The organism is Saccharospirillum impatiens DSM 12546 (genome assembly GCF_000423605.1).
GTDB lineage: Bacteria > Pseudomonadota > Gammaproteobacteria > Pseudomonadales > Natronospirillaceae > Saccharospirillum > Saccharospirillum impatiens.
Window position 1 is genome coordinate 1 of sequence record NZ_AUIH01000033.1, and the last position, 25,109, is coordinate 25,109.

Below are 25,109 nucleotides of genomic sequence, written 5' to 3' on the forward strand. Positions count from 1 at the left end.
ATCCGGCTAAAGCTGTGTAAGGTGGCGGCCATCGTCATACACAATACGCGCCGAATTCGCTTCCTGCTGCCCAGTCATTACCCATATCAAGGACTGTTTGAAACCGCACTGAACAACCTGAACTCGACATAGCCATAACCAGTGCTGACCCGGCACACTTTAAACAACGGGGTAAGGGGAAGTGTGCCTGAAAATCGGGAATCCGGGTCAAAATCGACCTGTAGCTGTGGAGCTGCTCGAAAACATTCAACAAATTCTATGCAGTGCTACTTTAGGCTGTTTGGTGAAATATCCGGGCTAGAACCATCCAGGTTTATTCCTATGATAGTACAATCTTTTTCTATAGCAACCTCCGCTTCCCACCTCACATACTTATGTTTGCTTCTAGTGTCCTGTCCAATGAGCAATAGATACTTTCCGGCCAAATTGATTCTCTCTCGACATTTGCGCTTGATATAAGCTTCGTCTTCTGAATTAACTTCAGATTGAAGCTGGCAGCTCGCAAAGTTGAAGTCAATACTCTTATTGGCCTTCCAGGCTTGCATGAGTCGATAATAGTGAATGTCTGTACTGCTAAATCCAACAAATGCTCTTGGCAACCCCATGGTTTTTCTCCTTCACGTATAACGCCCGCAATCACGAGCCTGTCGCGTGGATTGCATTGTTATGAATTTCTGAGTTTGTCTTCGAGTTTGTAGACAATCTTATCTGTGACTAGCTCGGAATTACCCCAATCAAATTCCTTGAAGTCTATGCCCACTATATCCTTGGGAATTCCTATGAAAGGAGTATCGTCCAAGTAGATGGGAATCACAGCGGCATCCTCTACACGCGGCGTAAAACACTCCCTCTCGAATGTTGGCCAAATCTTCTCTGCATGATGAGAGTCGAGCAAACAAACAACATATCTTGCCTTACTACCGAAAATATCCTTGAATTGCTGAGACCAAGCCGTACCAAGGTAATTAGCTTCATAGTACTGATCGTAAAAGACTGTACAGTCTAGAATTTCGAGGAGATCGGCAATCGTTTTGGCAAGCACTCTACATTCACCGGCGAAAGAAATTGCAAAATCCCAATCAAAAGTTTGCGGATCGTCCCTAAAACCACAATCCTTACGCATATTCTCCCAATCGAGATGCTGTAGATAGTAAAAGAACGCCGGATCTTCAATTGCGAATGTCTTGGTATCAGGATTGTAGTAGAAGTAGCGATCACAGATAGGCTTCGACTCCAGCACGATAGTGATGCGCCGCTCCTTAATATTATTGATACTCCCTCTTACGTCGGGGTTAGCATTTGCCAACTCGTTGAGGTCTGCGATTGAACTCCTCTGCGCCGCTATCAGGCGAAGTAGTCGAAAGTAGGGATCGTTCGTTGGCCGGAAGCGCTTCCCGCGCGCAAACTCCTTCACTGGCTCTCTATAAGAATGCTCAAGCCGTGCGATAATACGAGCCCGAACATCATCTTGCAGGTAAGGTAATCTCGTTTGAGAATCTTCAGTCTCGAGTATGTCGTGGCTAAGGCAGATCGCTTGACACGTCAACTGCGTCAGCCAATAGTCCCCCTCGGTCTCGGCAAAGATGGACTCTTTGTCCTCCAGCAATACGTTTAATTTCTCTTCTCCTCGACTAATCATCCTTAGCGAGATGTCTTTATCGGCAGGCTGTATCCGGTGAATACCGCATCGCTTAGCAATGTCATGAACAAGAAGAATAAGTTCACTGCCAACCTTATTGATACCAATGAGTACTAATTTAGGATGTGCTGCAGCGTCGAAATTTTCGGCAGCGACTTTTACCAGATCGGCAATTTGTGCCTGTACGTTAGCGTCCAGTCGATGGAAATCATCGATAATCCACTTGCCTTGGAGAGTTCCTTCTGCAATTGCTAGAATATTTGCCATATCACTAGCCTTACGCGCAGAGAGGTAGCCAAAGTCTCCATGCGGGAAGGCATGCTCTATAATCTTCTTCGCGACGGTTGTCTTGCCCGTACCCGATTGGCCCTCAATGATCGTGGGCTTACCCGTATTACGTATATCGACGAATATCTCGTTGTAGTTTGGCGGTTTGACGAAGGTGAACTCCGGTACCCCCTCCGTTCGGAATACCTCTTCTACTGGGTACTTCATTGTTTTCTCCTGTATAACGCCGTTCATAACCGGCGCGGCCGTCGGCCGTGTCCGGCGCCGAAGGCGCGAAGTTCATGACTTTGTTACGTGTCATTTGATAAGTACATACTTAGCTAACTTTCTTCCTTTACTGATTTCCGTCCCGTACGAAACATCAATACCGGCATGCCTCGCTATTTCTGTTGGTGATGTTCCGCATGACGTAATTTCTTTTGCAAAACGAATTCCAAAAAGATGAATATTTGATACTTTCTCCCCGTCCTTAGCAGTAACGTACATATCGCTAAGAATCTCTCCCAATGTCTCCGGTTTCATTTGTCAGCTCCTAATCCTAATGCTCCGGGATCACGCCCATAAAAGACATCGGTGGCACGCTCCCAATATTTATATATATTTACTCTGGTGTGTATTAAAAGTTCACTAATTTCCTGTAGTGCTTCGGGAGTAAACTGACGATACTCTTGCCTCATTCCCGTCTTCGACATTTTCAATCCAACGTACGTGTATCCCTCGTCGTCTGTCGTTTCCCAATCAGCATGTACTATTAAGTTACGGAGCCGTATGGAATCTCCAAGGTCGTTTAGAAGCTTTCCATAACCCTCTACTTCTGACCCGATCTGTAGATGTAAGTCATCACAGAATCTTTTAAATAGTTCTACCTTTGCGCCAACACTCATTTTGTTCAGAACGATAAGACCCATTGAGTCAGTGCGGTCTGTAAAATTTTCACACAGCACATGGTCTAAGGTGCTTTCAAGGCTATTAAAGAACATGACAATGCAGCCGATCATCGACAAAGCATCGTCAAGATGACCCTCAGCTTTGTCATTATTCTCAACGTCAAAGTGGTATAGATGTTGTTCAAACTCTTTCAATTTAACTTTCATAGATCAGTCTATGACTACCTCAAACACGTAACAGCTTATTCATCTTCGCCTCCGCCAGTTATTCCGGCAGATGCGACACCTAACCTACAGAGCGCTACTGCTAAAGACTAGCTACTGTGGGCTTTCAGTCAGATTACGTTGCCAAACCTACGTGATATCAAAGCCAGCAAACCCGTCGCTTGAGACGCTGATATCTGGAATCAGCGTCTCAAGCGACACATATTCCGGTTTTTTCCGGTATATACGTCGCGATTCAGTCTCTGACTGCGATGAAGCTTACATTCATGTTTGGTGTGTAATGGCTAGAGTCGATTCAACACAAATTCGGAATTTGATGCACGACAGATTGGAGCAACAAAAGTAGGCCTGAGAATCGACAAGACTCGCTACCGCCCGGCCGGTTACAGGGCACACCAAGGCAGAATAGGTTGTGTTTTCACCTTCTCACTCTGTGACAGGGTTGGCAAGAACTTATTTCGAGGAGGTGTCAGACGTGTCCGCTCTTAGTTGGGAATGGAGTGTGGTACGCAGGGCTAGGCACCAGCCGGTACCGGGTTTCGCAGCAGGCAGGGATGCCTGCGGTAGGGCTTGGGGGCAGGAAGCCCCTGCAAGCTCGGGCGAAAGTCGGTACCGGTTGGGGCCGGGTTTTGGCTGGACGCTTTATTCAACAATCTTGAAAAGAGCCCTCTCCCCAGCCCTCTCCCATGGGATGGGAGAGGGAGCGATTAGTTGGTGGAATTCTGTGGTTGGTTTGGTTTCTGTCGCGCATAAAAAAGGCCGGATGCCCTTTTTGGCATCCGGCCTTGGTCTTAACCGTTCAGTGCTTGTTACGCCAGATCGAACCGATCAGCGTTCATCACCTTGGTCCAGGCTGCGACGAAGTCTTTCACAAACTTCTCGTTCGCGTCGCTCTCGGCATAGACCTCAGCAATGGCGCGCAACTGGGAGTTGGAGCCAAAGATTAGGTCTACGCGGGTGCCGGTCCACTTCACGTCACCGCTCTTGCGATCTTTACCTTCAAACACATCCGCGTCGGAAGACGTTGGCTTCCACTCGGTGTTGATGTCGGTCAGGTTCACGAAGAAATCGTTGGTGAGTTTGCCCGGTGTCTTGGTCAGCACGCCGTGCTTGGCTTGCTTGTGGTTGGCATTTAGCACGCGCATACCACCGACCAGTACCGTCATTTCCGGGGCACTCAGGCCCAGCAACTGAGCTTTGTCGATCAGCATTTCCTCGTCGGAAATGGTGAACGCCGCGCGCCGGTAGTTGCGGAAACCGTCGGCTTCCGGTTTGAGCCAATCAAACGCTTCAACGTCTGTCTGGTCGTCGGTCGCATCGGTTCGGCCCGGCGCAAAGGGCACCTCGACGCTGTGACCGGCGTCTTTGGCGGCTTTCTCTACCGCGGCGACACCACCGAGCACAATCAGGTCGGCCAGCGATACTTTTTTGCTGCCCGAGGCGCCATTGAACGCCTTCTGAACGCCCTCCAGTGCTTTGAGTACCTTGGCCAGTTGGTCTGGCTGGTTCACGTCCCAGTCTTTCATTGGGGCCAGACGAATGCGAGCGCCATTGGCACCGCCGCGCATGTCGGAACCGCGGTAGGTCGATGCAGAGGACCAGGCGGTGTACACCAGTTCAGATACCGACAGGCCTGTGGCCAGGATCTTGCTCTTCAGGTCGGCAACGTCGCTGGCGCTGACCAGTTCGTGATCAACGGCCGGAACCGGATCTTGCCAGATCAGGTCTTCAGCCGGCACTTCCGGGCCGAGGTAACGGGCTTTCGGGCCCATGTCGCGGTGCGTCAATTTGAACCAGGCGCGGGCGAAGGCATCGGCAAACTCTTCCGGGTTTTTGTGGAAGTGTTGCGAGATTTTGCGGTACTCGGGGTCTTCGCGCATCGCCATGTCGGCAGTGGACATCATGATGCCGACCTTGGTTGACGCGTCTTCCGGGTCAGGCGCTTTGTCGCTGTCTTTCAAACCTTTGGCCACCCACTGCTGGGCACCGGCCGGGCTCTTCGACAATTCCCACTCGTAACCGAACAGGACGTCAAAGTAGCTCATGTCCCATTGGGTTGGCGTGGGTGTCCAGGCGCCTTCGAGGCCACTGGTGGTGGTATCACGGCCTTTACCGGTACCGTGGCTGTTGATCCAGCCAAAGCCCATGTTTTCGATCGGAGCCGCTTCGGGTTCCGGGCCGACTTTTTCCGGGTCGCCGGCACCGTGCGTTTTGCCGAAGGTGTGGCCACCGGCGGTCAGGGCAACGGTCTCGTAATCGTTCATCGCCATGCGGGCAAACGTTTCACGAATGTCTTTGGCCGATGCCAGCGGGTCCGGGTTGCCATCAGGGCCTTCCGGGTTCACGTAGATCAAACCCATTTGAACCGCAGCCAGTGGGTTTGCCAAATCCCGTTCGCCGGAGTAGCGGCTGTTGTCTTTGTCGCTGGTGGCGAGCCACTCTTTCTCGGCGCCCCAGTAAATGTCTTCTTCCGGCTGGAAGATGTCGGCACGGCCACCGGCGAAACCAAAGGTTTTGAAGCCCATGGATTCCATGGCGACGTTGCCGGTTAGGATGTACAAGTCAGCCCACGACAATTTGCTGCCGTACTTCTGCTTGACCGGCCACAACAAACGACGAGCCTTATCGAGGTTGCCGTTGTCTGGCCAACTGTTGAGCGGCGCAAAGCGCTGGTTGCCGGTACCGGCACCGCCACGGCCATCGCCGGTGCGGTAGGTACCGGCGCTGTGCCATGCCATACGGATCATGAACGGGCCGTAGTGACCGTAGTCGGCTGGCCACCAGTCTTGCGAGTCTTTCAGCAGGGCTTCGATGTCTTTTTTGACAGCAGGAAGGTCCAGCTTTTTGAAGGCTTCGGCGTAGTCAAAATCGTCACCCAGGGGGTTGGACTTGGGTGCGTGCTGGTGAAGTATGGCCAGGTTCAACTGGTTCGGCCACCAGTCCTGGTTGGCGGTACCCGTACTTGCCTTAGTGCGGGAGCCGTGCATCACCGGGCATTTGCCGGCGGTTTCTGTCTGATTCGTGGTCATAACTCTCTCCGTCTGTGACTGTTTGGTTCGATTATTCTGGTTATAAAGGTGCCGTAACGTTAGTCGGGACTCGGTATACTGGCCACCGGGCCCAGAGACTTTACAGTCCGTCTGCCGGAAGCCAGTACCGGGCTGAGCCATGTCAGTCAACGTGCAAGGCAAGCGGCAAGTCATGGCTTCCTTTCCGCTTTGCAGTGAGTTAGTTATAGCAGTGACTTGTCATTGCCATAAGTTTGTTTTACTGACCGATCTGATAGTTTTTCTGTATCGGCCGGCAGGGCAACCGCTCCGTGGCCAATAAGTGCTGGCAAAGCCGATTACTCACCGCGATGACATGCCCGCTGTCGAGCTACATTTAAAGGGCGCGTGCCAGGTAATGTGTGTCAACGCTCAGTATGCGGTAGTATTGGGGTTGTTGTGGAAAGTGTCAGGATCGTTATGCAAAACAATAATAAAGCGTTGTCCGGCGGCGGCTCGTTGATGCGCCGGGTTGCTATCGGCTTGTTGCGGTTGCTTGGCTGGGAAGTACGCCCGTTTCCCGATGTCCCCAAAGCCATTGTCGTGGGAGGCCCTCATACCTCTAACTGGGACGGATTTTTGGGCATTACCAGCGGTATCGCGCTGACATTGCATGCCCGCTTTATGATCAAAAACAACCTGTTCAAAGGGCCTTTCGGGTGGCTGCTGAGAAAGCTGGGTGGCATTCCGGTTGACCGGGCAAGAGCCGGTGGTGTGGTCGGGCAAACGGTGGCAGAGTTGAACCTGCATGACCGGATCATTGTCGTGATGACCCCCGAGGGTACCCGCAGTAATGCCGACAAATGGAAAACCGGGTTTCATCACATTGCTCGCCAGGCAGGCTTGCCGATTGTACTGGCAACGGCGGACTACGAGAAAAAACAGATTTCCTTTCCGCTTGTCCTGGAACCCGGAGATGACCTCGAAGCCGACATGGAGCGCATTTACGACTGTTTTTCTGAAGTCACACCCCGCCATCCGGATAAGTTATCCCGTCCGGTAAAGGTATTGTGGGACCAAAAACAGGCCGTGAAGCGATCGGCAGATCACTGAGCTACGGCGTTAAATGACTCAAGTTTCTGAACCGCTCGCCGATGCAGTAAGCCTGACACATTAATCCAATGGAGGGCTCATGAACGTCGGCTCCCTTAGTTCCGTGGCGGCATACTCAAGCGCGCAAGCAACCACCGAGGCGAAACAGGACGCGGGCTTGAAAACCTTTAAGCAAGCGATCGACATGCAGGCGGATCTTGCGTTGCAATTGATTCAAAGCATCGACCCGGCTCAGTCGTCTGGGTCAGTCGGTAATATTGGGCAAAACGTGAGCGTTCGGGTTTAGGCTGTTCTGGCGAGCCGGTTTAGGAAGGCTTAGCGTGTGTTGGGGCCAATGCCCTGGCGCATCAGCGCCGTGCCCAGTGCCTGAAAGTACGTATTGAACGCCGTGTTGATGCGTTCCCTTTCCACTCCCTGAGGATAGAGCCCGAGCTTGGCCTCTGGCGATTCCTTCGTGCCTTTCACCAGAAAATGATTTTTCAGTGGCGAGTCTTGTATAAAGGCTTCGAAAGCCCGGGCTGCCAATTCCTCTGGCAGGCTGAAATACAGGCCGTTCTGGCTCCGGTCGGCCGCCACCGATTGCTTGAACACCTCACTGGTGCCGTTGCCGGTTTCATTCAGTAAAATCGTATTGAAGCAGTCGAACAGCAACCGGTTGAGCGGGTGATCGATGGTTGGGCTGTCGGCGAGCCAGGCTGCCGAGGCGAAGCGACCGGCGGTGGCTTTCTTAAAGGCTTTGTCAGAGAGGTAGTGGTCCAGTGCGTGGAACCATTCATGGGCAATGCTGCCCGGCCCGGCGTTCTTGGCCAGAGCCAGGGTTCGTGTGGCCGGCTCGTAATGGGCCGACACGCCGGGTTGCCCGCCGCTGCCATAGGTGAGCGACAGAGTGCCGCGCAGCGACAGCAGGTCTGCCGGGCCGTGCAACAACGTTTGCAGATCGGACAACGCATCGTAAAAGTGGTTGGCCGTTCCGGCCTGTTCTGCTTTGGTTACCCAGCGGCCGATGGTGATGGTGCGCAGGCCAAAACGGCGTTTGACCTCGGCAAAGCCAACGTCGGTTCCGGCGCGGTGATCCGGGCCATTGCGGTAAAAGTCGCGGTCGAGCAGGCGCTGGGTGTTTGAGGGCTGAATAGGGGTTCTCCGGCCAAGTCTGGTTGCAACAGGCATGCATTTTAACCCGTCTTGATTCACACTGTCGCCCGCCCCGTCCGGAACAGGTACCCCTAACATGTCGCTTGCGTTGCCCCGCGTGGTCATGATCGACAACCACGACTCCTTCACCTATAACCTGGTTCACTACCTGCAAGAGCTGGGTGCCGAGGTTAGTGTGGTGCAAAGCGACACAGCGTCACTGGCCGAGCTGGAAGCGCTGTCGGCCGATGCGCTGATGATCTCCCCCGGCCCCTGTACGCCCAATGACGCCGGTATTTCAATGGCGGCGGTCCGGCATTTCGCTGGCACTATTCCGATCTTGGGTGTGTGCCTGGGGCATCAGTGCATTGGCCAGGTATTTGGTGCCGCCGTGGTGCGGGCTGGCCGGGTGATGCACGGTAAAACATCCCTGGTTCACCATACTGGGCGCGGTGTGTTTGCCGGCCTTGAGAATCCGTTTCAGGTGACGCGCTATCATTCGCTGGTGATTGGTCAGTCCGCCTTGCCGGACAGCCTGGAAGTCACCGCCTGGACGGAGAGCCCGGATGGCTCGGTCGAGGAGATCATGGGCGTTCGGCACCGAACGCTTGCTGTGGAAGGGGTTCAGTTTCACCCTGAATCGATTCTGACCCATCATGGCCATGCACTGCTGGCCCGGTTTCTGGGTGTGCCATTGCCCGAAGCCCTGGCGGCGGCTCCGGGGCCTGATCAGCCAGCGGCAATCTGATATAGTGTTGCAAAACTGAACCTCCCCCCTATTACCCTGACCCGCAGGAGCGAGCATGGATATCAAATACGCCTTGAAGCGCATTTCCGAACACGGCCATTTCAGCCAGGAAGACATGCAATTGGTGATGCGCCAGATCATGACCGGAGAATGCACCGACGCTCAGATCGGTGCCTTTCTGATGGGCTTGCGTATGAAAGGGGAAACGATCGAGGAGATCACCGGTGCCGCCATGGTCATGCGTGAGCTGGCGGCGAGTGTCGACGTGAACGTTGAGCATCTGGTCGATACCTGCGGCACCGGCGGCGACGGGCAAGATTTGTTCAACGTTTCTACGGCGGCGGCCTTTGTTGTCGCAGCCGCAGGTGGCCGGGTAGCCAAGCATGGTAACCGCGGCGTGTCGTCCAATTCGGGCAGTGCCGATTTACTCGAAGCAGCCGGCATTAACATCAACCTGTCACCCGAGCAGACGGCACGCGCCGTTGAGTCGGTCGGGGTGGGTTTCATGTTTGCACCGGGTCATCACAGTGCCATGAAATACGCCATTGGCCCGCGCAAAGAGCTGGGCATGCGCACCATCTTTAACATCATCGGGCCGCTCACCAATCCGGCTGGCGTAAAACGCCAGGTCATTGGCGTGTTCACTGAAAACCTGTGCGAGCCGCTGGCGCATGTGATGAAGCGTCTGGGCAGCGAGCATGTGATGGTGGTGCACTCCAAAGACGGACTCGATGAGTTCAGCATTGGCGGCAGCAACTTCGTGGCTGAACTGAAGGATGGCGAGGTGCGCAGCTACAAGATTCGCCCGGAAGACGTTGGCCTGGCGACTCAGGGGCTGTCTGGTCTGGCGGTGCAGAATTCCGAACAAAGTTTTGAACTGATCAAAAGCGCCCTGACCGGAGCCAGCGATGAAGTCTCCGCCCGGGCGGCTGACATTATCGCCCTGAATGCGGGCGCGGCGATTTATGTATCGGGCGTTGCCAGCGATCTGGAGCAGGGCATCGCCATGGCGCAGGATGCCATTTCAACCGGTTTGGCCTTCGAGAAAATGAAAGAACTGGCGGCGTTTTCAGACGCCCTGACCGGAGCCTGATCGTGACCGATACACCGACCATTTTGAAAAAAATCAATGACCGCAAGCGCGAGGAAGTGGCCGAGCGCTCGCGTCGCGTCAGTGCGCTGGATCTTGAACGCGAATTTGACCGGCACCCGGCCCCAAGAGGTTTTGCCCGGGCGCTGAACGCTAAAATCGACGCCGGTAAAGCCGGGGTGATCGCAGAGATTAAAAAGGCGTCGCCGAGCAAGGGTATTCTGCGCGATCCTTTCTTGCCGGTTGATATCGCCCGCAGTTACGAACGTGCCGGTGCGGCCTGCTTGTCGGTACTCACTGATCAGGATTTCTTTCAAGGTCATGAAGACTATTTGATGGCCGTGCGCGATGGTTGTTCGCTGCCGGTTATTCGCAAAGACTTCCTGATTGACCCCTATCAGATTACCGAAGCCCGGGCCATTGGTGCCGATTGCGTACTGTTGATTGTGTCATCGCTCGATGCGAAACAGCTCGCTGATCTCCATGCGCAGGCGCGGGCACTGGGTATGGATGTGTTGGTTGAGGTGCACGATGCGGCTGAAATGGAGCAGGCGTTGCGCCTCGATACGCCGCTGATCGGTATCAATAACCGTAACCTTCACACCTTCGAGGTTTCTCTGGACACCACGTTGACGCTGAAAGATGCCGTCGACGAGGGGCGAACTCTGATCACTGAAAGTGGCATTCTGACTCCGGCTGACGTTGAATTAATGCGTAACAACCGCATCAATGCGTTTCTGGTCGGCGAAGCCTTTATGCGCGCTGATGACCCCGGTACACGAATGAACGAATTGTTTGGAGAGCTTTGATGCCACCTATTGTGACGATATTGGTTGTACTGGCCGTGGTGATGTTGGTGGTGATTAAGATCACCTCGGCTAAGGGCTCGGAAGTCAGTGAAGAGCAGGCCGCGAAGTACTCGAAGTGGATTCGGATTCTGGTGCCAGTGGTGCTGATCGCGGCTGCGATTAAATATTTTATTGGGTAGGAGCAAGCTGCGAGCTTTGAGTTTTTAGTAAGGAAAGTCGGAGTTTGCAACCAATTGAGTGTTAGGTGCCGGGTAGGCTTATCTGGGGTAGTCCGCAGCAGGGATGCTGCGGTCTAGGCTCCATGGACGGATTTACGCCGACCCCAGATAAGCCTACCCGGTTCCTGACACGGACTCCAGCCACCCAGGCAAACCCAAACTCCGAAAACAAAAAAGCGACCCGAGGGTCGCTTTTTTTATGAGTGCAAGGCGCTGATATTAATCAGCCGTGCGGGGTTTGCGCGGCTTGCGGTCGCCGGCGGGTTTGCGCCTTGCCGGTGCGCCAGCCGGGCTGTCTTCCCAGGCACGCAGGGCCATGGGGCGGCCTTTGACGCGCGTCTTTTTCAGCTGTTCAAGAATCTCTTTTGGCATGCCGGTAGGCAGGTCGACCAGAGTGTATTGCTCCTGAATGCTGATGTTGTTGATGAAGCGCCCTTCGATGCCAGCTTCGTTGGCAATGGCACCGACAATATGGCCGGGTTCTACGCCGTCTTTACGGCCGACATCCAGGCGATATTTCTGAGCATCATAATCCAGCGGCCGATCCCGCTTGGCGCCGCGTTCCGGGCGGGGCTTGCCGTCCCGTGATGGGCGGTCATCGCGATCGCGAGCCGGGCGGGGCTTGGGATCTTCCGGGATCTGCAGGGGCTTGTCTTCCTGTGCCATCATCGCCAGTGCAGCCGCCAGGTCGCGCGCTTCAACCGGGGTCTCGGTGTTCTCGACCCAGCCATCAATCATGGCGCGGAAGAACGTCAGATCGGCGTTTTCGATACGTTCGAGTACGTCAGCCTTGAACTGGCCGGCACGGTGGTCGCTCAGTTGAGCGGCGCTCGGCAGCGGGTAAGGCTTCAGTTGTTGCTTGGTGACGCGTTCGATATCCCGCAACAAACGACGCTCGCGGGGTTTGACGAACATGATCGCCTTACCACTGCGACCGGCACGGCCGGTACGGCCGATTCGGTGAGTATAGGTTTGCACATCGCCGGGAATGTCCCAGTTGATGACGTGGCTGATGCGTTCAACGTCCAGGCCACGGGCGGCCACGTCGGTGGCAATCACCAGATCGAGCTTGCCGCTCTTGAACTGATTGATGATGTCTTCGCGCTGCTTCTGGGCAACATCACCGCTCAGGGCGGTACAGGCGTGGCCACGGGCCGAGAGCTTGTCGGCCAGGAACTGGCTTTCAACCTTGGTGCGCACGAACAGGATCGCCGCGTTCCACTCTTCCACTTCCAGAATACGGGTCAGGGCTTCGAGCTTGTCGATGCCGCCAACGTGCCAGACGAACTGCTCTATTTTCTCCAGAGCGGCCTGGCTAGCCTGAATTTCAATGCGTACCGGGTCTTTCAGGTACTGCTGGGTCAGGCGTTTGACCTGCTGAATCATCGTGGCCGAGAACAGGGCAACCTGTTTGTTGGCCGGGGTGTGCTCAAGAATCCAGTCGATGTCTTCAACAAAGCCCATGCGCAGCATTTCGTCCGCTTCGTCGAGCACCAAATGCTTGAGGTTAGTTAGGTCCAGCGAGTTGCGACGCAGGTGGTCCATCACCCGGCCGGGTGTGCCGACGATGACCTGCGGGTTCTGCTTCAGGCCACGCAACTGGTTGCGCATATCGGCGCCGCCGTATATCGGCAGAACGTTAAAGCCCGCCGAGCCCTTGGCATAGGATTGAAACGCCTCGGCTACTTGTATGGCCAGTTCCCGCGTTGGACACAGCACCAGTGTTTGCGGAGCCTGAATTTTGCTGTCCATGATGCTCAACAGTGGCAATGCAAAAGCGGCCGTTTTGCCGGTGCCGGTTTGCGCCAGGCCCAATACATCTTTGCCGGCGACGATGGCCGGAATAGCCTGCTGTTGAATGGGGGTCGGGGTTTCGTAACCGAGCTTGGTCAGGTTTTCAAGTACATTGGGCGCCAGGCCCAGTTGATCAAAACGGGGGGTATCAGTCATTCAGAACACATCCTCGAGGGGTCGCACTTACGTGCACCCGGGCTTCAAGAAGGAGCCGCTTTCGAGTCGTACCGGTAAACCGGCGTATTCCCAGACAAGGCAGGAATCGGTCAAATAGGCTCCCTTCACGCCAAACAGTCTTGTTTGGCTTATGGTAAAAACGGGGCGCGGAGTATACACCAGATAGGCCTGGTTGTCTGCATAATATGTGATGCGTTAGCGGAGTTGCCGTATAATCAACGGGGGCTGGTACTGGTGCCCTACCAGAGTGATTCTTCGTCAACCCAGCGCTGCAGTCGCTGCGCCCGGTCTTCAATCAGCCGGCCGACTTTGGGTCGGTCGGCTATCTGTTCAATTCTGAAGTCGCCGTAATCATCTCCCTGTTTCAACCGGTGAGCTGCGTAGAGCCACTTGCCTGAAAAGTAGCGCAGGATCTCCCGCGGGTGCTCAACCAGGTTGTTGATGCCGACAATATCACAGGGGTGATCACCGGCCAGTCCGTACCAGCCATCGAATCCCGGTGTGCCCAGGCTGCTGACGCGCCATATGGAGACGAAGGGGACTTTGGCCCAATACGGATCCGGGTCGATGGGCCCAGTGACAATGCTTCGGTTCTCAAAGAAACCCACCAGGTCGCGTTTGCGCTCGCGCAGCCACAAGCCCCGGTTAAACCGGTTGCGGTAGTCGGGCAGTGACGGGGTGGGCTTGGTATTGCTCATGGGCAGGCTCAAAATACAGGGTTGAGTCGTATAAGAGCCATTGAACGCAGATTAGGGCCCCGCGTCAACTGCCCAGCAGAGCCACGGAAGAGTTGTTCAGAGGCTCCCTAGCTTTCCAGCCCGCGGATGATGCCTTCGATCTGATCTTTGGAGGCGACTAGCGTGTCCATAATGTCTTCAACTTCATCCGGGTTGATGTGCAAGTGCTCGTACACTGATGTATCCAAGTGTTGGCTTTCGCCGGGCAGCAAGCTGTATTGTTGCAGCAGATTATTGGCCAGATACACCATTTGAGCGTGGTCGGATCCGTTGCCCAGGTAGTCTGGCTCTGCCTGGTAGCGTATGCCCAGGCACACTTCCGCAGGCATCTGCCAGCTCTTCATCAGATAGGCAGCAATTTGATCGCCGGAAATGCCGAGCAGATGCTGTTCAACAAATTGATGGGGCAAATGGCGGTTGGCTTCACGCATTCGGCAAACGGCTGAAAAGTGCGGCCGGAAGGCGTGGGAGAGGATCAGATACCCAAAATTGTGCAGCAAGCCAGTTAGGTAAATGAGGCCAAAGCCGGGTCTGAATTCGCGCGGAATCAACGACAGCAGGGCGCCGCTGGTCGCAGCGACATAGACCGCTTTGGTCCAGAATGGTGCGAAGCCTTCGGCATTGTCGGTAGGCTGGGCGAGCGTTTTGCCCAGCGCTAGGCCGAGCGAGAGGTTCATGACCAGATCGTAGCCCAGCACCCGGACAATGGCATCCTGAACCGACTTTATCGAACCGGGAGCAGCGTAGTAGGACGAACTGGCCCAACTGACCACTTGTGCAGCCAGACTCGGGTCGTTTTCGACAATTCGACTGAGTTTGCTGATATCGGCGTCCGGATCAACCCGCAACTTGATAATCGCCTGAGCGGTCGCCGGTAACGGGGGTATTTCCAGTGTTTCTTCAATGCGTTGGCGAATGCGCAAGGCCGTGAAACTGTTTAACGAACGGTGAATGTCTTCACGATCCTGTTCGAACAGGTCGATGCTATTAGCCGGGCTGATGTTTGGCAGGGGTTCACACAGGTCTGCGACCCGGGTGGTTGCTTTGTGCTTCAGTAACTGGGCGTTGGCCAGGCGAATAAGGCCGTGCTGACTGCCGCTGTACACATAGACTTCATCGAGTTCATAGAGCCGCTCATCGATCAGGGTTTCTGCTTCCATCAGGTCGTCAAAGGCGGGCAGGGTGCTGACCGACAATTTCAGTTTGATCTTGTTGATTTCCGGCAAAGCCAGTGGCTGCAACTGACGCCCGGTCAGTCGTTTTACCTTCTCAAGGTCGAGCAGGGTATCGGAGCAGAAAAAGATTTGAACCAGACCGAATGTATCCCGCAGCAAAGCGACTTCAGCGCGGATGCCCTTGTGCTCGTTGGCATCAATTTCGTGGGCGATGCTGTGCTTGCGCAAATGTTGTTTGACCAGAAACGGCAGGTCTTTGTTGGTGGGCTCGGCCATGGGACTCGCCATTGAATATGAATCCTTCAAGTTAATGGTGTTAGTTTAGATCATTATTCGGTGTCAGGGGCTATTCCGGTTCAATAACCATCAAGGCATCACGATAAAAGCGACGTGCGTCACACTTGAGCATAGCGGTCGGCGTTAAACAGCCAGCGTTCGACCAGTGGCGATATGTGGCTTGGGTATTCAGTCTGCAAGCGATGGGCAAGTTCTGGTACCACGGTCAGCCAGTTGCGGTCACGTTCGAGGTCCGCCACCCGAAACGCCATAGCCCCTGTCTGGCGTGTGCCAAGCACCTCGCCCGGGCCGCGCAGTTTCAGATCTTCTTCGGCAATCACGAAACCATCGCTGGTCGAGCGCATCACTTCCAGGCGTTGTTTGCCTTGTTCGGACAGCTGGTTACCAAACATCAGCAGGCAATGGCTGTCGATGGTGCCGCGTCCCACCCGGCCGCGCAACTGATGCAACTGGGCCAGCCCCAGCCGCTCCGGATTTTCGATAATCATCACCGATGCGTTGGGCACATCAACGCCGACTTCGATGACCGTCGTGGCCACCAGTATGTCGAGCTGGCGGTCTTTGAACGCTGCCATTAACCGGGTTTTGTCGGCCGGTTTCATGCGGCCATGCAACAGCCCGACGCGCCGGGAGGGTAAACAGCGCTGCAGCACGTCGGCCGTTTCCTCGGCGGCTTCGGCCTGGAGTTCTTCAGATTCTTCGATCAGGGTGCACACCCAGTACACCTGACGACCCGAATCGCAGGCCGCGTCAACACGGCGTATCACGGCATCGCGCCGTTCCTGGCTGATTACCGTGGTGGTTACTGGCGTCCGCCCGGGCGGCAATTCGTCAATGATGGAGACATCGAGATCCGCGTAAGCGGTCATCGCCAGGGTGCGCGGTATCGGCGTGGCGGTCATGGTGAGCTGGTGGGGCAGGCCGTCCCGGGCTTTTTCTTTCAGTGCGAGTCGCTGATGCACACCAAAGCGGTGTTGTTCATCGATGATCACCAGGCCCAGGCGGTGGTACTCGACTCCGGCCTGGAACAGGGCGTGGGTCCCGATCATCAGTTGAGTGGTGCCGTCCGCCAGTTCAGTCAGAATGCTCTCGCGCTGGCGTTTGCCCTGTTTGCCCAGCAACAGTGAGCACTGCACGTTCAGCGGTTCGGCCCATTGCTGTAACGTGCGAAAGTGCTGCTCAGCAAGCAGCTCGGTTGGCGCCATGAGGGCCACCTGAAACCCGGCCTCGATAGCCTGCAGTGCGGCCACCATGGCGACCAGGGTTTTACCGGACCCAACATCGCCCTGAACCAGCCGCAACATCGGTAAGCTGAGGCCCATGTCATGCTGAATTTCGCCAGCGACCCGTTGCTGTGCACCGGTTAACTGAAAGGGAAGCTGGCGCAACAGGCCAGTGACCAGGGTTTTGCTGGGCGCGATGGCGGGCGCACCATTGGCCTGGGTTTTCTGACGGATCAGCATCAGGCTCAGGTGGTGCGCCAGCAATTCTTCCAGAGCCAGTCGCTGCTGCGCCGGGTGCAGGCCATCGAGCAGTGCCTGGGTGTCGCTGCTGGAGTGTGGGTGGTGCAGGGTGAGCAATGCGTCGGTCAGTGATGGCAAACCCCAGCCAGCCAGCCAGTCGGGCGGTACCCACTCAGCCAAACCACCCTGGCGTTTCAGGGCTGTAATGGCTTGTTCGACCAGAGTTCTCAGCCGGGTTTGGTTCAGCCCTTCGCTGCTGGGGTAGAGCGGGGTGAGGGTGTTGTCGAGTGGCGGAAACTGGTCGTCGTCACGCGCAACGTATTCGGGGTGCATCATTTCCAGCCCTGTTGAGCCCATTCGTACCTCACCATAAAGGCGCACGTGAGTGCCTTCGCTCAGACGCATTTGCTGAGCTTTGGTAAAGTGAAACAAGCGCATGCTGAGCAAGCCGGTTCCATCCGACAGCCGGCAGATCAGGCTGCGCCGACGGCCAAACAGCACCTGGGAGCCACGTACTTCACCCTGAACCACCACGGCCATCCCCAATTGCAGCTTACCAATCGGGGTGATCCGGGTGCGATCCTGGTATTTGTAGGGCAGGTGAAACAGCAAGTCCCCAACGGTGTTGAGCCCGATAGACTGGCACTTTTCGGCCAGTTTCGGGCCCACGCCGGTTAACCGGCTGATCGGGTCTTCAAGCTGCATTGGAGCCGATGTTGCACTGGCGAACACAGGTTTCGAGCAAGTCGATCGCCTTCGGGCGCGGGAAACTGGCCCGCCAGGCCAGCGCCACCGTGCGTCGTGGTACGTGGTTGGCAAAGGGACGTACCGACACCAGTTCATCGTTGTACAGGCGTGAGCCGGTCGCTGATTGCGGCAAAATGGTGATGCCCAGGTTGGAGGCGACCATGTGTCTCAGGGTTTCCAGTGAACTGCCATCGGCCATGGTGCGAATGCGGCCTTTGGGGTCACGCGAGGCCGAGGCAATGTTCGGGCAGGCGTTGAATATAGTGTCACGAAAACAATGCCCTTCACCCAGCAACAACAGGGGTTCCTGGATCAGTTCTTCTGCCGGAATGCTCTTGCGTTTGGTCAGCGGGTGGCCGCTGGGCAGCAGGATTTCAAAGTCTTCGTCGAACATCGGCTTGGTCAGCACATCGGGCTCGTTAAACGGAAGGGCGATGATGATGGCATCCAGCAAGCCATCACGCAGCCGGTGGCGCAGGTTGGAGGTGAAGTTCTCTTCAATCTCTAGCGGCATTTCCGGTGCCATCTGACGCAATTGCGGAATAATGTGGGGCAACAGATAGGGGCCAACGGTGTAGATGACGCCCAGCTTCAACGGGCTGGACAACTGGTTCTTGCCCGCATGGGCCAGGTCTTCAATCTTGTGGCTTTCTTCGAGCACACGTTGCGCCTGCTCGACGATGCGTTGCCCGACGGGTGTCACCTGCACTCCGGATTTGCCCCGTTCGAAGATGGCAACGCCGAGGCGGTCTTCCAGCTTCTTGATCGCTACACTGAGGGTCGGCTGGGCGACAAAGCACCGCTCAGCCGCCTTGCCGAAATGACGCTCCTGTGCCAAGGCGACGATGTAGCGCAGTTCTGTCAGTGTCATGAGGTAATTCCTGATAAGGGCAATGAGCGTGGTATACGAACACAGGGCTTGTGTCGTGAGACGAACGGTGCCGGGTAGGGTTGTGTATCTGTTTGCGATAAACTATCGAAAACTGATTTTTGATACAAGAGGGTAATGATATGTCGCGTCGGTTTCTACTGGCAGGAGTGGGGGATTTGAATCGCCGTGTTGCCCGGCGTTTGCTGGACAGTGGTGAATCCGTTATCGGCTTGCGTCGTTCCGCTGCAGACCCGGCACTGGGGTTTGAGCAACGCTCGGTCGACCTGGCGGTTGAGCCATGGCCGGACATCGCGGCCGACGTGGTCATCATCGCGTTATCGGCCGCTCAGCGCGATGCCGAAGGCTACCGTCGTGGATACGTGCAGCCGGTGCAACAACTTGGGCGAAGCCTGCAACACTGGCGCACAGCGCCCAAGCGCATCATCGTGGTGGGCTCTTCCCGGGTATACGGTGCCAACGATGGCCGTGACCTCACTGAAGACAGCCCGATTCACCCCAGCGACTGGGGGGGTGATTGTCTGGCGGAAATGGAAGCGGCCATCGATCGCTTGCCGGTCGAGACGGCAGTGGCGCGACTCAGCGGCATTTATGGTCCGGGCCGTGACTGGCTGCGACGAATGGCGTTGAAAGCGGATACGCAACCGCCGGCGACGAACCACTGGACCAACCGGATTCACATTGACGATGCTGCCGCAGCCCTGGTGCATCTGGCAACCCTGCCAGCGCTGGCTGATCGGTATCTGGTTACCGATCGTCAGCCTGCGCCGTTGTTCGAGGTACTGAATTACCTGCGCAAGCAGCAAGGCCTTGCAGCGCTGCACCCCATGCCAGAGGTTGCTGGGGGTAAGCGGTTGCTCAGTGACCGACTGGCAGGCAGTGGCTTTCAGTGGCAATACCCGAATTATCAGTCAGGCGGGTACGAGACACTGTAGCCTGAGCGATAGCGCGGTTTACTCACCCGGTCAGCGACAATCTGGTTACCAGCGTCTCCCCCGACCTGTCAGAACACCTGATTTACACCGCGAACGGAAGCGGAAGTACCGGACGATGGTTCTCGTTTAATCATTCAGGCTGTTTGTTTCTTACCGATTACATAACAGGGCACATACTCGGTGCCGGGCAATTTCATCCGGTGTTGCTTGACGAACGCTTCGAGCAGGTTATCGAGCGGCTCCAGAATGTCCGGGTCGCCGTTGATTTCATAGGGGCCGTGCTGTTCGATCAGGCGAATGCCCTGCTCTTTGACGTTACCGGCGACAATGCCACTGAAAGCACGACGCAGATTCGCTGCCAGCAGGTGCACCGGCATGTCTTTGCGCAATTCCAGCTTGGCCATATTGGCGTGGGTGGGCTCGAACGGGCGCTGGTATTCATGGTCGATGTGCATCTGCCAGTTAAAGTGATACGCATCGGCTTTGGCGCGGCGGAAAACCCGCACTTGCTCAATACCGAGCACCATCTCCCGTGCGGCTTGTGCATGGTCGTCAATGATGATTTTGTAGCGCTGCTGGGCGGCGTAACCCAACGTGCGGGCAATGAACTCGTGCAGTTGCTGGAAATAGGGCTCTGCCGATTTCGGACCCGTGAGAATCAGCGGGAACGGCAGGTCGGCGTTTTCCGGGTGCAACAGGATGCCGAGCAGGTAAAGCAACTCTTCAGCCGTGCCTGCGCCGCCGGGGAAGATCAGAATGCCATGGCCGACCCGCACGAAAGCCTCAAGGCGCTTTTCGATATCGGGCAGAATCACCAGCTCGTTGACAATGGGGTTAGGTGCTTCGGCAGCGATAATGCCCGGCTCGGTCAGACCCAGGTAACGGCCTTCGCGAATGCGTTGTTTGGCGTGCGCAATCGCGGCCCCTTTCATCGGGCCTTTCATCACGCCGGGCCCGCAGCCGGTGCAGATGTCCATACCGCGCAAGCCCAGCTCGTGCCCGACTTCCTTGGTGTATTCGTATTCTTCATGACCGATGGAATGGCCGCCCCAGCACACTACCATGCGCGGCTCTTCGCCCGCATGCAAAGAGCGGGCGTTGCGCAGCAGGTGGAAGACGTAATCGCTGATGCCATCGCTGGATTTGAAATCAACCCGTTTGCTTTCCAGTTCGCTGGCTGTGTATATGATGTCGCGCAGCGCCGAGAACAGCATCTCCCGGGTAGAGGCGATCATCTGACCATCAACAAAGGCGTCGGCTGGCGCATGGTGCAGGTTCAGGCGGATGCCTCTGTCCTGCTGCACGATCTCGATGTCGAAATCCGGGTAGGTTTCCAGGATTGTCTTGGCATTATCGCTGGTCGAACCCGTGTTCAAAATGGCCAGGGCACAGCGACGGAACAGGTCATACAGACCATTGTCGCCGGCTGATTTCAGTTTTTGCACTTCCCGCTGAGACAGCACTTCCAGGCTGCCCTTAGGGGTTAATGAGGCGTTTACGGTGCTTCGTTTCATGCATTGATCCTATGCGGGCTTTCCCCGGTGAGTTCTGGCAGAACGCCTTCCCGGGCGTCGGCTCTGTATGATCGCCGGTCGAAGGCGCTGCGGGTTTATCGTTCCGGGTTGACCGGAGCCTTATTATAGTGGGTTATAAACCGCTGAGCGGGTTTTGCAGCAGGTGGCTGACTATGCGTTTCATCTGGTTCGGGTCTTTCTGGGTGACGTTGCCATCACCCGAATGGGCACGCAACGCCAGTTCCCGGCTTAACCAGAAGCGGGTCGCGGCCTGAATGGTAAGATCAGGTATGGCTGCTCGCTCCCCGGGTTTCAAGGGGCGCGTCTGTTCGTAGTGGTCGACGAAGTTCCTGACCTGGGCGGGGTCTGGCAGGCCCTTCGCGTCTAGGCACCAGTCGATCAGGCAGGTCGCGATGTCCAGTGCGTAAAGGTCTGTTCCGGCAAAGTACCAGTCGATAATGCCAGCCAGCCCGTTATCATCGAACAAGGCGTTGTCGTGGAACAGGTCGGCATGGATCACGCCTTGCGGCAGACCCCGGTCAATCGCTTCCAGCCGAACCAGAGCGGCATCGAACAAGGTGGCATCGTTGGCATTGAGTTCCGGGGCCAGGTCGTGCTGGCGCTCCCGAATCCAGCCTATGCCATGACTGTGCAGTCGTTGACCGGAAAATAGGCCGGTACTCTGATGAATTTTACCCAGGGCCCCGGCTACCGTCGCCGCGTGATCGGGGCTGGGCTGATGGTGTTTGCCCGTTACGCGCTCAAACAAGACCGCTGGTTTGCCGTGAACTTGCATCAGGAACTCACCGTCTGCGGTGCGAAACGGCTGCGGCACGGCGCAGTGGGCATCGTGCAGGTGTTCGCCCAGGGCCAGAAAGAACGGCAGCTCATCGGGCCGGTGCTTTTCAAACACCGTCAACACAAACTGACTCAGGTCGGTATCGACAAAGTAGTTGGTGTTCTCGGTGCCCGCGCTGATGCCCTGATGACCGGCATAGTGACCCAGGGTGTAGGCGCCAAGCAGGGACTCGATGTCCTCCCGGCTGAGTTCAGTAAATACAGACATACTGGTACTGCGTTGCGTTATGGAGGCGGGAGTATAAACCGACTGTTCTGCCAAGCCCACCGCGAAGGACCGGATACTGTTTACTCGAGCCTGATGGCACGGCTTTCAGCTACTCGAGTTACTCGGGAAGTTTAGAGTTGACCACAGTCCAAGTGCTCTCCGCCGGGTATACCTATCTGGGGTAGTTTGCAGCATGGATGCTGCAATCTAGGCCCCATGGACGGGTTCACGCCGACCCCGGATAGGTGTACCCGGCGGAGAGCACGGAACCATGGCGGCTTAGGTGACCCTGCCGTGGTGTGTTGTGAAGTCTTCAATCCGGGGTGGTAAGATGCGGGCAGAATTTTAAGGAAGAGACATCCATGGTTACGAATCCCAACGCGCCGATTGTCCTGGTGGACGGTTCCTCCTATCTGTTTCGGGCTTTTTTTGCGATCCAGAACCTGTCGACCCGTGATGGCACCCCGACCAACGCCATCCGTGGTGTGATTTCCATGGTGCGCAAGCTGGTCAGTGATTATCCGGACAGTCGCATTGCCGTGGTGTTCGATGCCAAGGGCCCGACCTTCCGTAACGACATTTACGACCAGTACAAGGCCAACCGGCCGCCGATGCCGGACGAACTGCGGGTCCAGATCGACCCGATTCACACTATTATTCGGGCCATGGGCCTGCCATTGCTGTGTGTGCCCGGGGTTGAGGCCGATGATGTGATTGGCACTCTGGCGTATCAGGCCACTCACAGTGGCTGTGAATGCGTGGTCAGTACCGGCGATAAAGATATGGCTCAGTTGGTCAGCGAACATGTGACCCTGCTCGATACCATGAAAAACGAGACGCTGGACGTCGCTGGCATGACCGCCAAATACGGTTTCGGGCCGGACTTGATGATTGACTACCTGGCGCTGATGGGTGACAAGGTCGACAACATTCCCGGTGTACCTGGCGTGGGCCCAAAAACCGCACTCGGATTGATTCAGGGGCTTGGCAGTCTCGATGACATCTATGCCAACCTCGATAAAATCGCCACACTTGATTTTCGCGGCGCCAAGACGATGGCGAAAAAGCTGGAAGCGCATAAAGAGCAGGCTTATCTGAGTTATGAACTGGCAACGATCAAGCTCGACTGTGAACTGGATGTGAGACTCGATGAGCTGGTTCCGGCCGAGCCAGATAACGAAGCGCTGCTGTCGCTGTTTCAGCAGTACGAATTCAAGACCTGGGTTCGCGAATTAAGCGGAGAAGAGGCACCTGCCAAGGTTGCTAAACAACCCGCCCCGGCATCGGGAGGCAACAAAGCAAGTAAGGCACCCGGTGCAGGGTCACCACCCGAGGTAATCGAACCCGACAGCACTCATTACCAGCTACTGGATAGCAAGGAAAAACTGTCTGCTTTTCTGGGTCAGGCTCAGGCCCGGCAATCGCTGACTGTTTTACCGGTTAGGGAGCTGGGGCACTACCATCAGTCCGCACTGGTCGGGTTTGCTCTGGCGGTTCAGCCAGGCGAAGCGGGCTATGTGCCGATACTGGCGGAGCAGGGCGAGACGCTGACGGAAGAGGCAGTGTTTGAATTGCTCGAACCGGTACTCGCAACCTACGCTGTGCGCAAGAGCGGTTACGATTTCAAAGCTTTCTGGCATGTGCTGATGCCGCGTTCGATCAAAGCCGCTAACCTGGCGTTGGACGTTCAGGTTATGGCGTTCGTTTACGACAGTACGGTGCGGCGCAATAGCGAACTGAGCAACCACTTTTCACCGCTTTCATTGGACAACCTGTTCCGAACCTACCTCGATCAGCACCCAAAAACCATCGAAGATTTTCTGGGTAAATTCGGCAAGCGCCAGTTGCCTTTGCAAAGCGCCGACCCGGCTGAGATTGGCCCCTGGTTTGCCGAGCGAGCTGACCTGACCGCACGGTTGGCGCACTGGCTGGACCTGGCGTTGGCCAGTCGTTCAGTGACCGGTGTCTATGAACACATTGAAAAACCATTGTCGAAGGTACTGGCCGACGTTGAAAACAATGGCACCCTGCTCGATACCGCCTACATTCGAAAGCTAAGCCACGATTTCAAAGAACGCCTTGATGCTCTGCAAACCCAGTGTCACGAACTGGTGGGCACCGAGTTCAATCTCGACTCGCCGAAACAACTCGGTGAAGTGCTGTTTACAAAGATGGCCTTACCGGTAGTGGCCAAAACCGCCAGTGGTGCGCCCAGTACCAATGAAGAAGTGTTGAATGAACTGGCGACGCAAGGTTATGAACTGCCGCAATTGATTCTACAGTATCGTCATCTGCGCAAGTTGGTGGGTACCTATACCGATCCGCTACCGGAATTGGTGGAGAGTAACGGGCGGTTGCACACAAGCTACAACCAAACCGGTGCCCAGACAGGGCGACTGTCATCAACCGACCCCAACCTGCAAAACATACCGATTCGTTCTGACGAAGGTCGTTCGATTCGTCGTGGGTTTGTCGCGCCCAAAGGGTATAAAGTCGTAGCAGCCGATTACTCGCAAATCGAGTTGCGCATCATGACCCATCTGTCGCAGGACGCGAATCTGATTCAGGCGTTTCGGGAAGGTCGGGATGTTCACCGCGCTACCGCTGCGGAAATCATGGGGCTCGAAGAATCCGAAGTGACCTCTGAACAGCGCCGGTCGGCCAAGGCCATTAACTTTGGTTTGATCTACGGCATGTCGGCCTTTGGTCTGGCCAAGCAGCTGGGGATTAGCCGGGGCGATGCCAAACTCTATGTGGATACGTATTTTGAGCGCTACCCTGGTGTGCGCAAGTACATGGAACAGACACGGGCCGAAGCCGCTGAGACGGGCTATGTGGAAACCGTTTACGGGCGCCGACTGTATCTACCAGACATCAACTCCAGCAAGCAGATGCTCAAGCGTGCCGCCGAACGGACGGCCATTAACGCACCGATGCAGGGCACAGCCGCTGACATCATCAAGATGGCCATGGTCGATGTGGCCAACTGGCTCCACAATAGCCGGTACAAGGCTAAAATGGTGATGCAGGTACACGATGAGCTGGTGTTTGAAGTGCCCGAGAACGAGCTGGATGCTGTGATCGATGGCGTGCGAGTGCGCATGCAGCATTGTGCGAGCCTTGATGTACCGTTGATTGTCGATATTGGTGTTGGCGATTCCTGGGAGGAAGCTCACTGAG

The 25,109-nt window shown here is 55.9% G+C and carries 22 protein-coding genes; 9 read left to right on the forward strand and 13 right to left on the reverse strand.

Annotated elements, in window-relative coordinates:
- The first annotated feature begins 12 nt into the window (after window positions 1–12).
- Window positions 13–132 (forward strand): hypothetical protein, encoded by a 120-nt coding sequence (locus G565_RS27720; protein ID WP_425413980.1) that lies wholly within the window; start codon window positions 13–15, stop codon window positions 130–132.
- 134 nt (window positions 133–266) lie between these two features.
- Here the strand turns inward: G565_RS27720 and G565_RS24325 are convergent, their stop codons facing one another.
- The 5 genes from G565_RS24325 to katG all read right to left on the reverse strand — a co-directional run bounded on the left by G565_RS24325 (window position 267) and on the right by katG (window position 6,068).
- Window positions 267–605: a TIR domain-containing protein gene (locus tag G565_RS24325; protein ID WP_084649409.1), complete on the reverse strand. Its 339-nt coding sequence runs from the start codon at window positions 603–605 to the stop codon at window positions 267–269.
- 59 nt (window positions 606–664) lie between these two features.
- The gene (locus G565_RS0114755; RefSeq protein ID WP_028671589.1) at window positions 665–2,134 is read right to left on the reverse strand and encodes a TIR domain-containing protein; all 1,470 of its coding nucleotides are present in this window, start codon (window positions 2,132–2,134) and stop codon (window positions 665–667) included.
- A gap of 90 nt (window positions 2,135–2,224) precedes the next feature.
- Window positions 2,225–2,449: an HTH-like domain-containing protein gene (locus G565_RS0114760; RefSeq protein ID WP_028671590.1), complete on the reverse strand. Its 225-nt coding sequence runs from the start codon at window positions 2,447–2,449 to the stop codon at window positions 2,225–2,227.
- Window positions 2,446–3,021, reverse strand: a complete 576-nt coding sequence (locus G565_RS0114765) for a hypothetical protein (RefSeq protein ID WP_028671591.1) — start codon at window positions 3,019–3,021, stop codon at window positions 2,446–2,448. The genes G565_RS0114760 and G565_RS0114765 overlap by 4 nt, the downstream gene beginning before the upstream one ends.
- A gap of 827 nt (window positions 3,022–3,848) precedes the next feature.
- Window positions 3,849–6,068: a catalase/peroxidase HPI gene (katG, locus tag G565_RS0114770; protein ID WP_028671592.1), complete on the reverse strand. Its 2,220-nt coding sequence runs from the start codon at window positions 6,066–6,068 to the stop codon at window positions 3,849–3,851.
- A 438-nt stretch (window positions 6,069–6,506) separates the two neighbouring features.
- Here katG and G565_RS0114775 point away from each other — a divergent pair, with 438 nt between their 5' ends.
- Both G565_RS0114775 and G565_RS0114780 read left to right on the forward strand, forming a co-directional pair.
- The gene (locus G565_RS0114775; protein ID WP_028671593.1) at window positions 6,507–7,139 is read left to right on the forward strand and encodes a 1-acyl-sn-glycerol-3-phosphate acyltransferase; all 633 of its coding nucleotides are present in this window, start codon (window positions 6,507–6,509) and stop codon (window positions 7,137–7,139) included.
- 79 nt (window positions 7,140–7,218) lie between these two features.
- Window positions 7,219–7,425 (forward strand): YjfB family protein, encoded by a 207-nt coding sequence (locus tag G565_RS0114780; protein ID WP_028671594.1) that lies wholly within the window; start codon window positions 7,219–7,221, stop codon window positions 7,423–7,425.
- Window positions 7,426–7,454: 29 nt separating this feature from the next.
- On the opposite strand, the gene G565_RS0114785 is transcribed toward G565_RS0114780, so the two are convergent.
- A complete protein-coding gene (locus G565_RS0114785) occupies window positions 7,455–8,306 on the reverse strand; it encodes a CLCA_X family protein (protein ID WP_169579659.1) in 852 nt (283 codons plus the stop codon).
- A gap of 61 nt (window positions 8,307–8,367) precedes the next feature.
- Here G565_RS0114785 and G565_RS0114790 point away from each other — a divergent pair, with 61 nt between their 5' ends.
- From G565_RS0114790 to G565_RS0114805, 4 genes are read left to right on the forward strand one after another with little or no spacing between them, the layout of a single operon-like run.
- Window positions 8,368–9,018, forward strand: coding sequence for an anthranilate synthase component II (locus tag G565_RS0114790; protein ID WP_245584193.1), 651 nt, complete (start codon window positions 8,368–8,370; stop codon window positions 9,016–9,018).
- 55 nt (window positions 9,019–9,073) lie between these two features.
- Window positions 9,074–10,111 carry an anthranilate phosphoribosyltransferase gene (gene trpD / locus G565_RS0114795; RefSeq protein ID WP_028671597.1) on the forward strand — a complete coding sequence of 346 codons (1,038 nt, stop codon included), beginning with the start codon at window positions 9,074–9,076 and terminating at the stop codon, window positions 10,109–10,111.
- Window positions 10,112–10,113: 2 nt separating this feature from the next.
- Window positions 10,114–10,917 (forward strand): indole-3-glycerol phosphate synthase TrpC, encoded by an 804-nt coding sequence (gene trpC / locus G565_RS0114800; protein WP_028671598.1) that lies wholly within the window; start codon window positions 10,114–10,116, stop codon window positions 10,915–10,917.
- On the forward strand, window positions 10,917–11,096 hold the full coding sequence (locus G565_RS0114805; protein ID WP_028671599.1) for a hypothetical protein: 180 nt from the start codon (window positions 10,917–10,919) through the stop codon (window positions 11,094–11,096). The genes trpC and G565_RS0114805 overlap by 1 nt, the downstream gene beginning before the upstream one ends.
- Before the next feature lie 258 nt (window positions 11,097–11,354).
- On the opposite strand, the gene G565_RS0114810 is transcribed toward G565_RS0114805, so the two are convergent.
- The 5 genes from G565_RS0114810 to G565_RS0114830 all read right to left on the reverse strand — a co-directional run bounded on the left by G565_RS0114810 (window position 11,355) and on the right by G565_RS0114830 (window position 18,396).
- Window positions 11,355–13,085 (reverse strand): DEAD/DEAH box helicase, encoded by a 1,731-nt coding sequence (locus G565_RS0114810; RefSeq protein WP_028671600.1) that lies wholly within the window; start codon window positions 13,083–13,085, stop codon window positions 11,355–11,357.
- Between the two features lie 260 nt (window positions 13,086–13,345).
- Window positions 13,346–13,804 (reverse strand): DUF4826 family protein, encoded by a 459-nt coding sequence (locus G565_RS0114815; protein ID WP_028671601.1) that lies wholly within the window; start codon window positions 13,802–13,804, stop codon window positions 13,346–13,348.
- 107 nt (window positions 13,805–13,911) lie between these two features.
- A complete protein-coding gene (locus G565_RS24330; RefSeq protein ID WP_084649410.1) occupies window positions 13,912–15,306 on the reverse strand; it encodes an aminoacyl-tRNA deacylase and HDOD domain-containing protein in 1,395 nt (464 codons plus the stop codon).
- Between the two features lie 107 nt (window positions 15,307–15,413).
- Window positions 15,414–17,483: an ATP-dependent DNA helicase RecG gene (gene recG / locus G565_RS0114825; protein WP_028671602.1), complete on the reverse strand. Its 2,070-nt coding sequence runs from the start codon at window positions 17,481–17,483 to the stop codon at window positions 15,414–15,416.
- Window positions 17,473–18,396, reverse strand: coding sequence for a hydrogen peroxide-inducible genes activator (locus G565_RS0114830; protein ID WP_028671603.1), 924 nt, complete (start codon window positions 18,394–18,396; stop codon window positions 17,473–17,475). Before G565_RS0114830 ends, recG begins: the two co-directional genes overlap by 11 nt.
- A 140-nt stretch (window positions 18,397–18,536) precedes the next feature.
- Here G565_RS0114830 and G565_RS24335 point away from each other — a divergent pair, with 140 nt between their 5' ends.
- Entirely contained in the window at window positions 18,537–19,349 is an 813-nt protein-coding gene (locus G565_RS24335) for a Rossmann-fold NAD(P)-binding domain-containing protein (RefSeq protein WP_037339525.1), read from the forward strand.
- 134 nt (window positions 19,350–19,483) lie between these two features.
- Here G565_RS24335 and ppnN read toward each other — a convergent pair whose 3' ends face one another.
- Window positions 19,484–20,863 (reverse strand): nucleotide 5'-monophosphate nucleosidase PpnN, encoded by a 1,380-nt coding sequence (ppnN, locus tag G565_RS0114840; protein ID WP_028671604.1) that lies wholly within the window; start codon window positions 20,861–20,863, stop codon window positions 19,484–19,486.
- Between the two features lie 133 nt (window positions 20,864–20,996).
- A complete protein-coding gene (locus tag G565_RS0114845; RefSeq protein ID WP_028671605.1) occupies window positions 20,997–21,929 on the reverse strand; it encodes a homoserine kinase in 933 nt (310 codons plus the stop codon).
- A 362-nt stretch (window positions 21,930–22,291) separates the two neighbouring features.
- On the opposite strand from G565_RS0114845, the gene polA reads away from it, so the two are divergent.
- Complete coding sequence (gene polA / locus G565_RS0114850; RefSeq protein ID WP_028671606.1) at window positions 22,292–25,108, forward strand: DNA polymerase I; 2,817 nt, start codon at window positions 22,292–22,294, stop codon at window positions 25,106–25,108.
- The last annotated feature ends 1 nt before the right edge of the window (window position 25,109 follow it).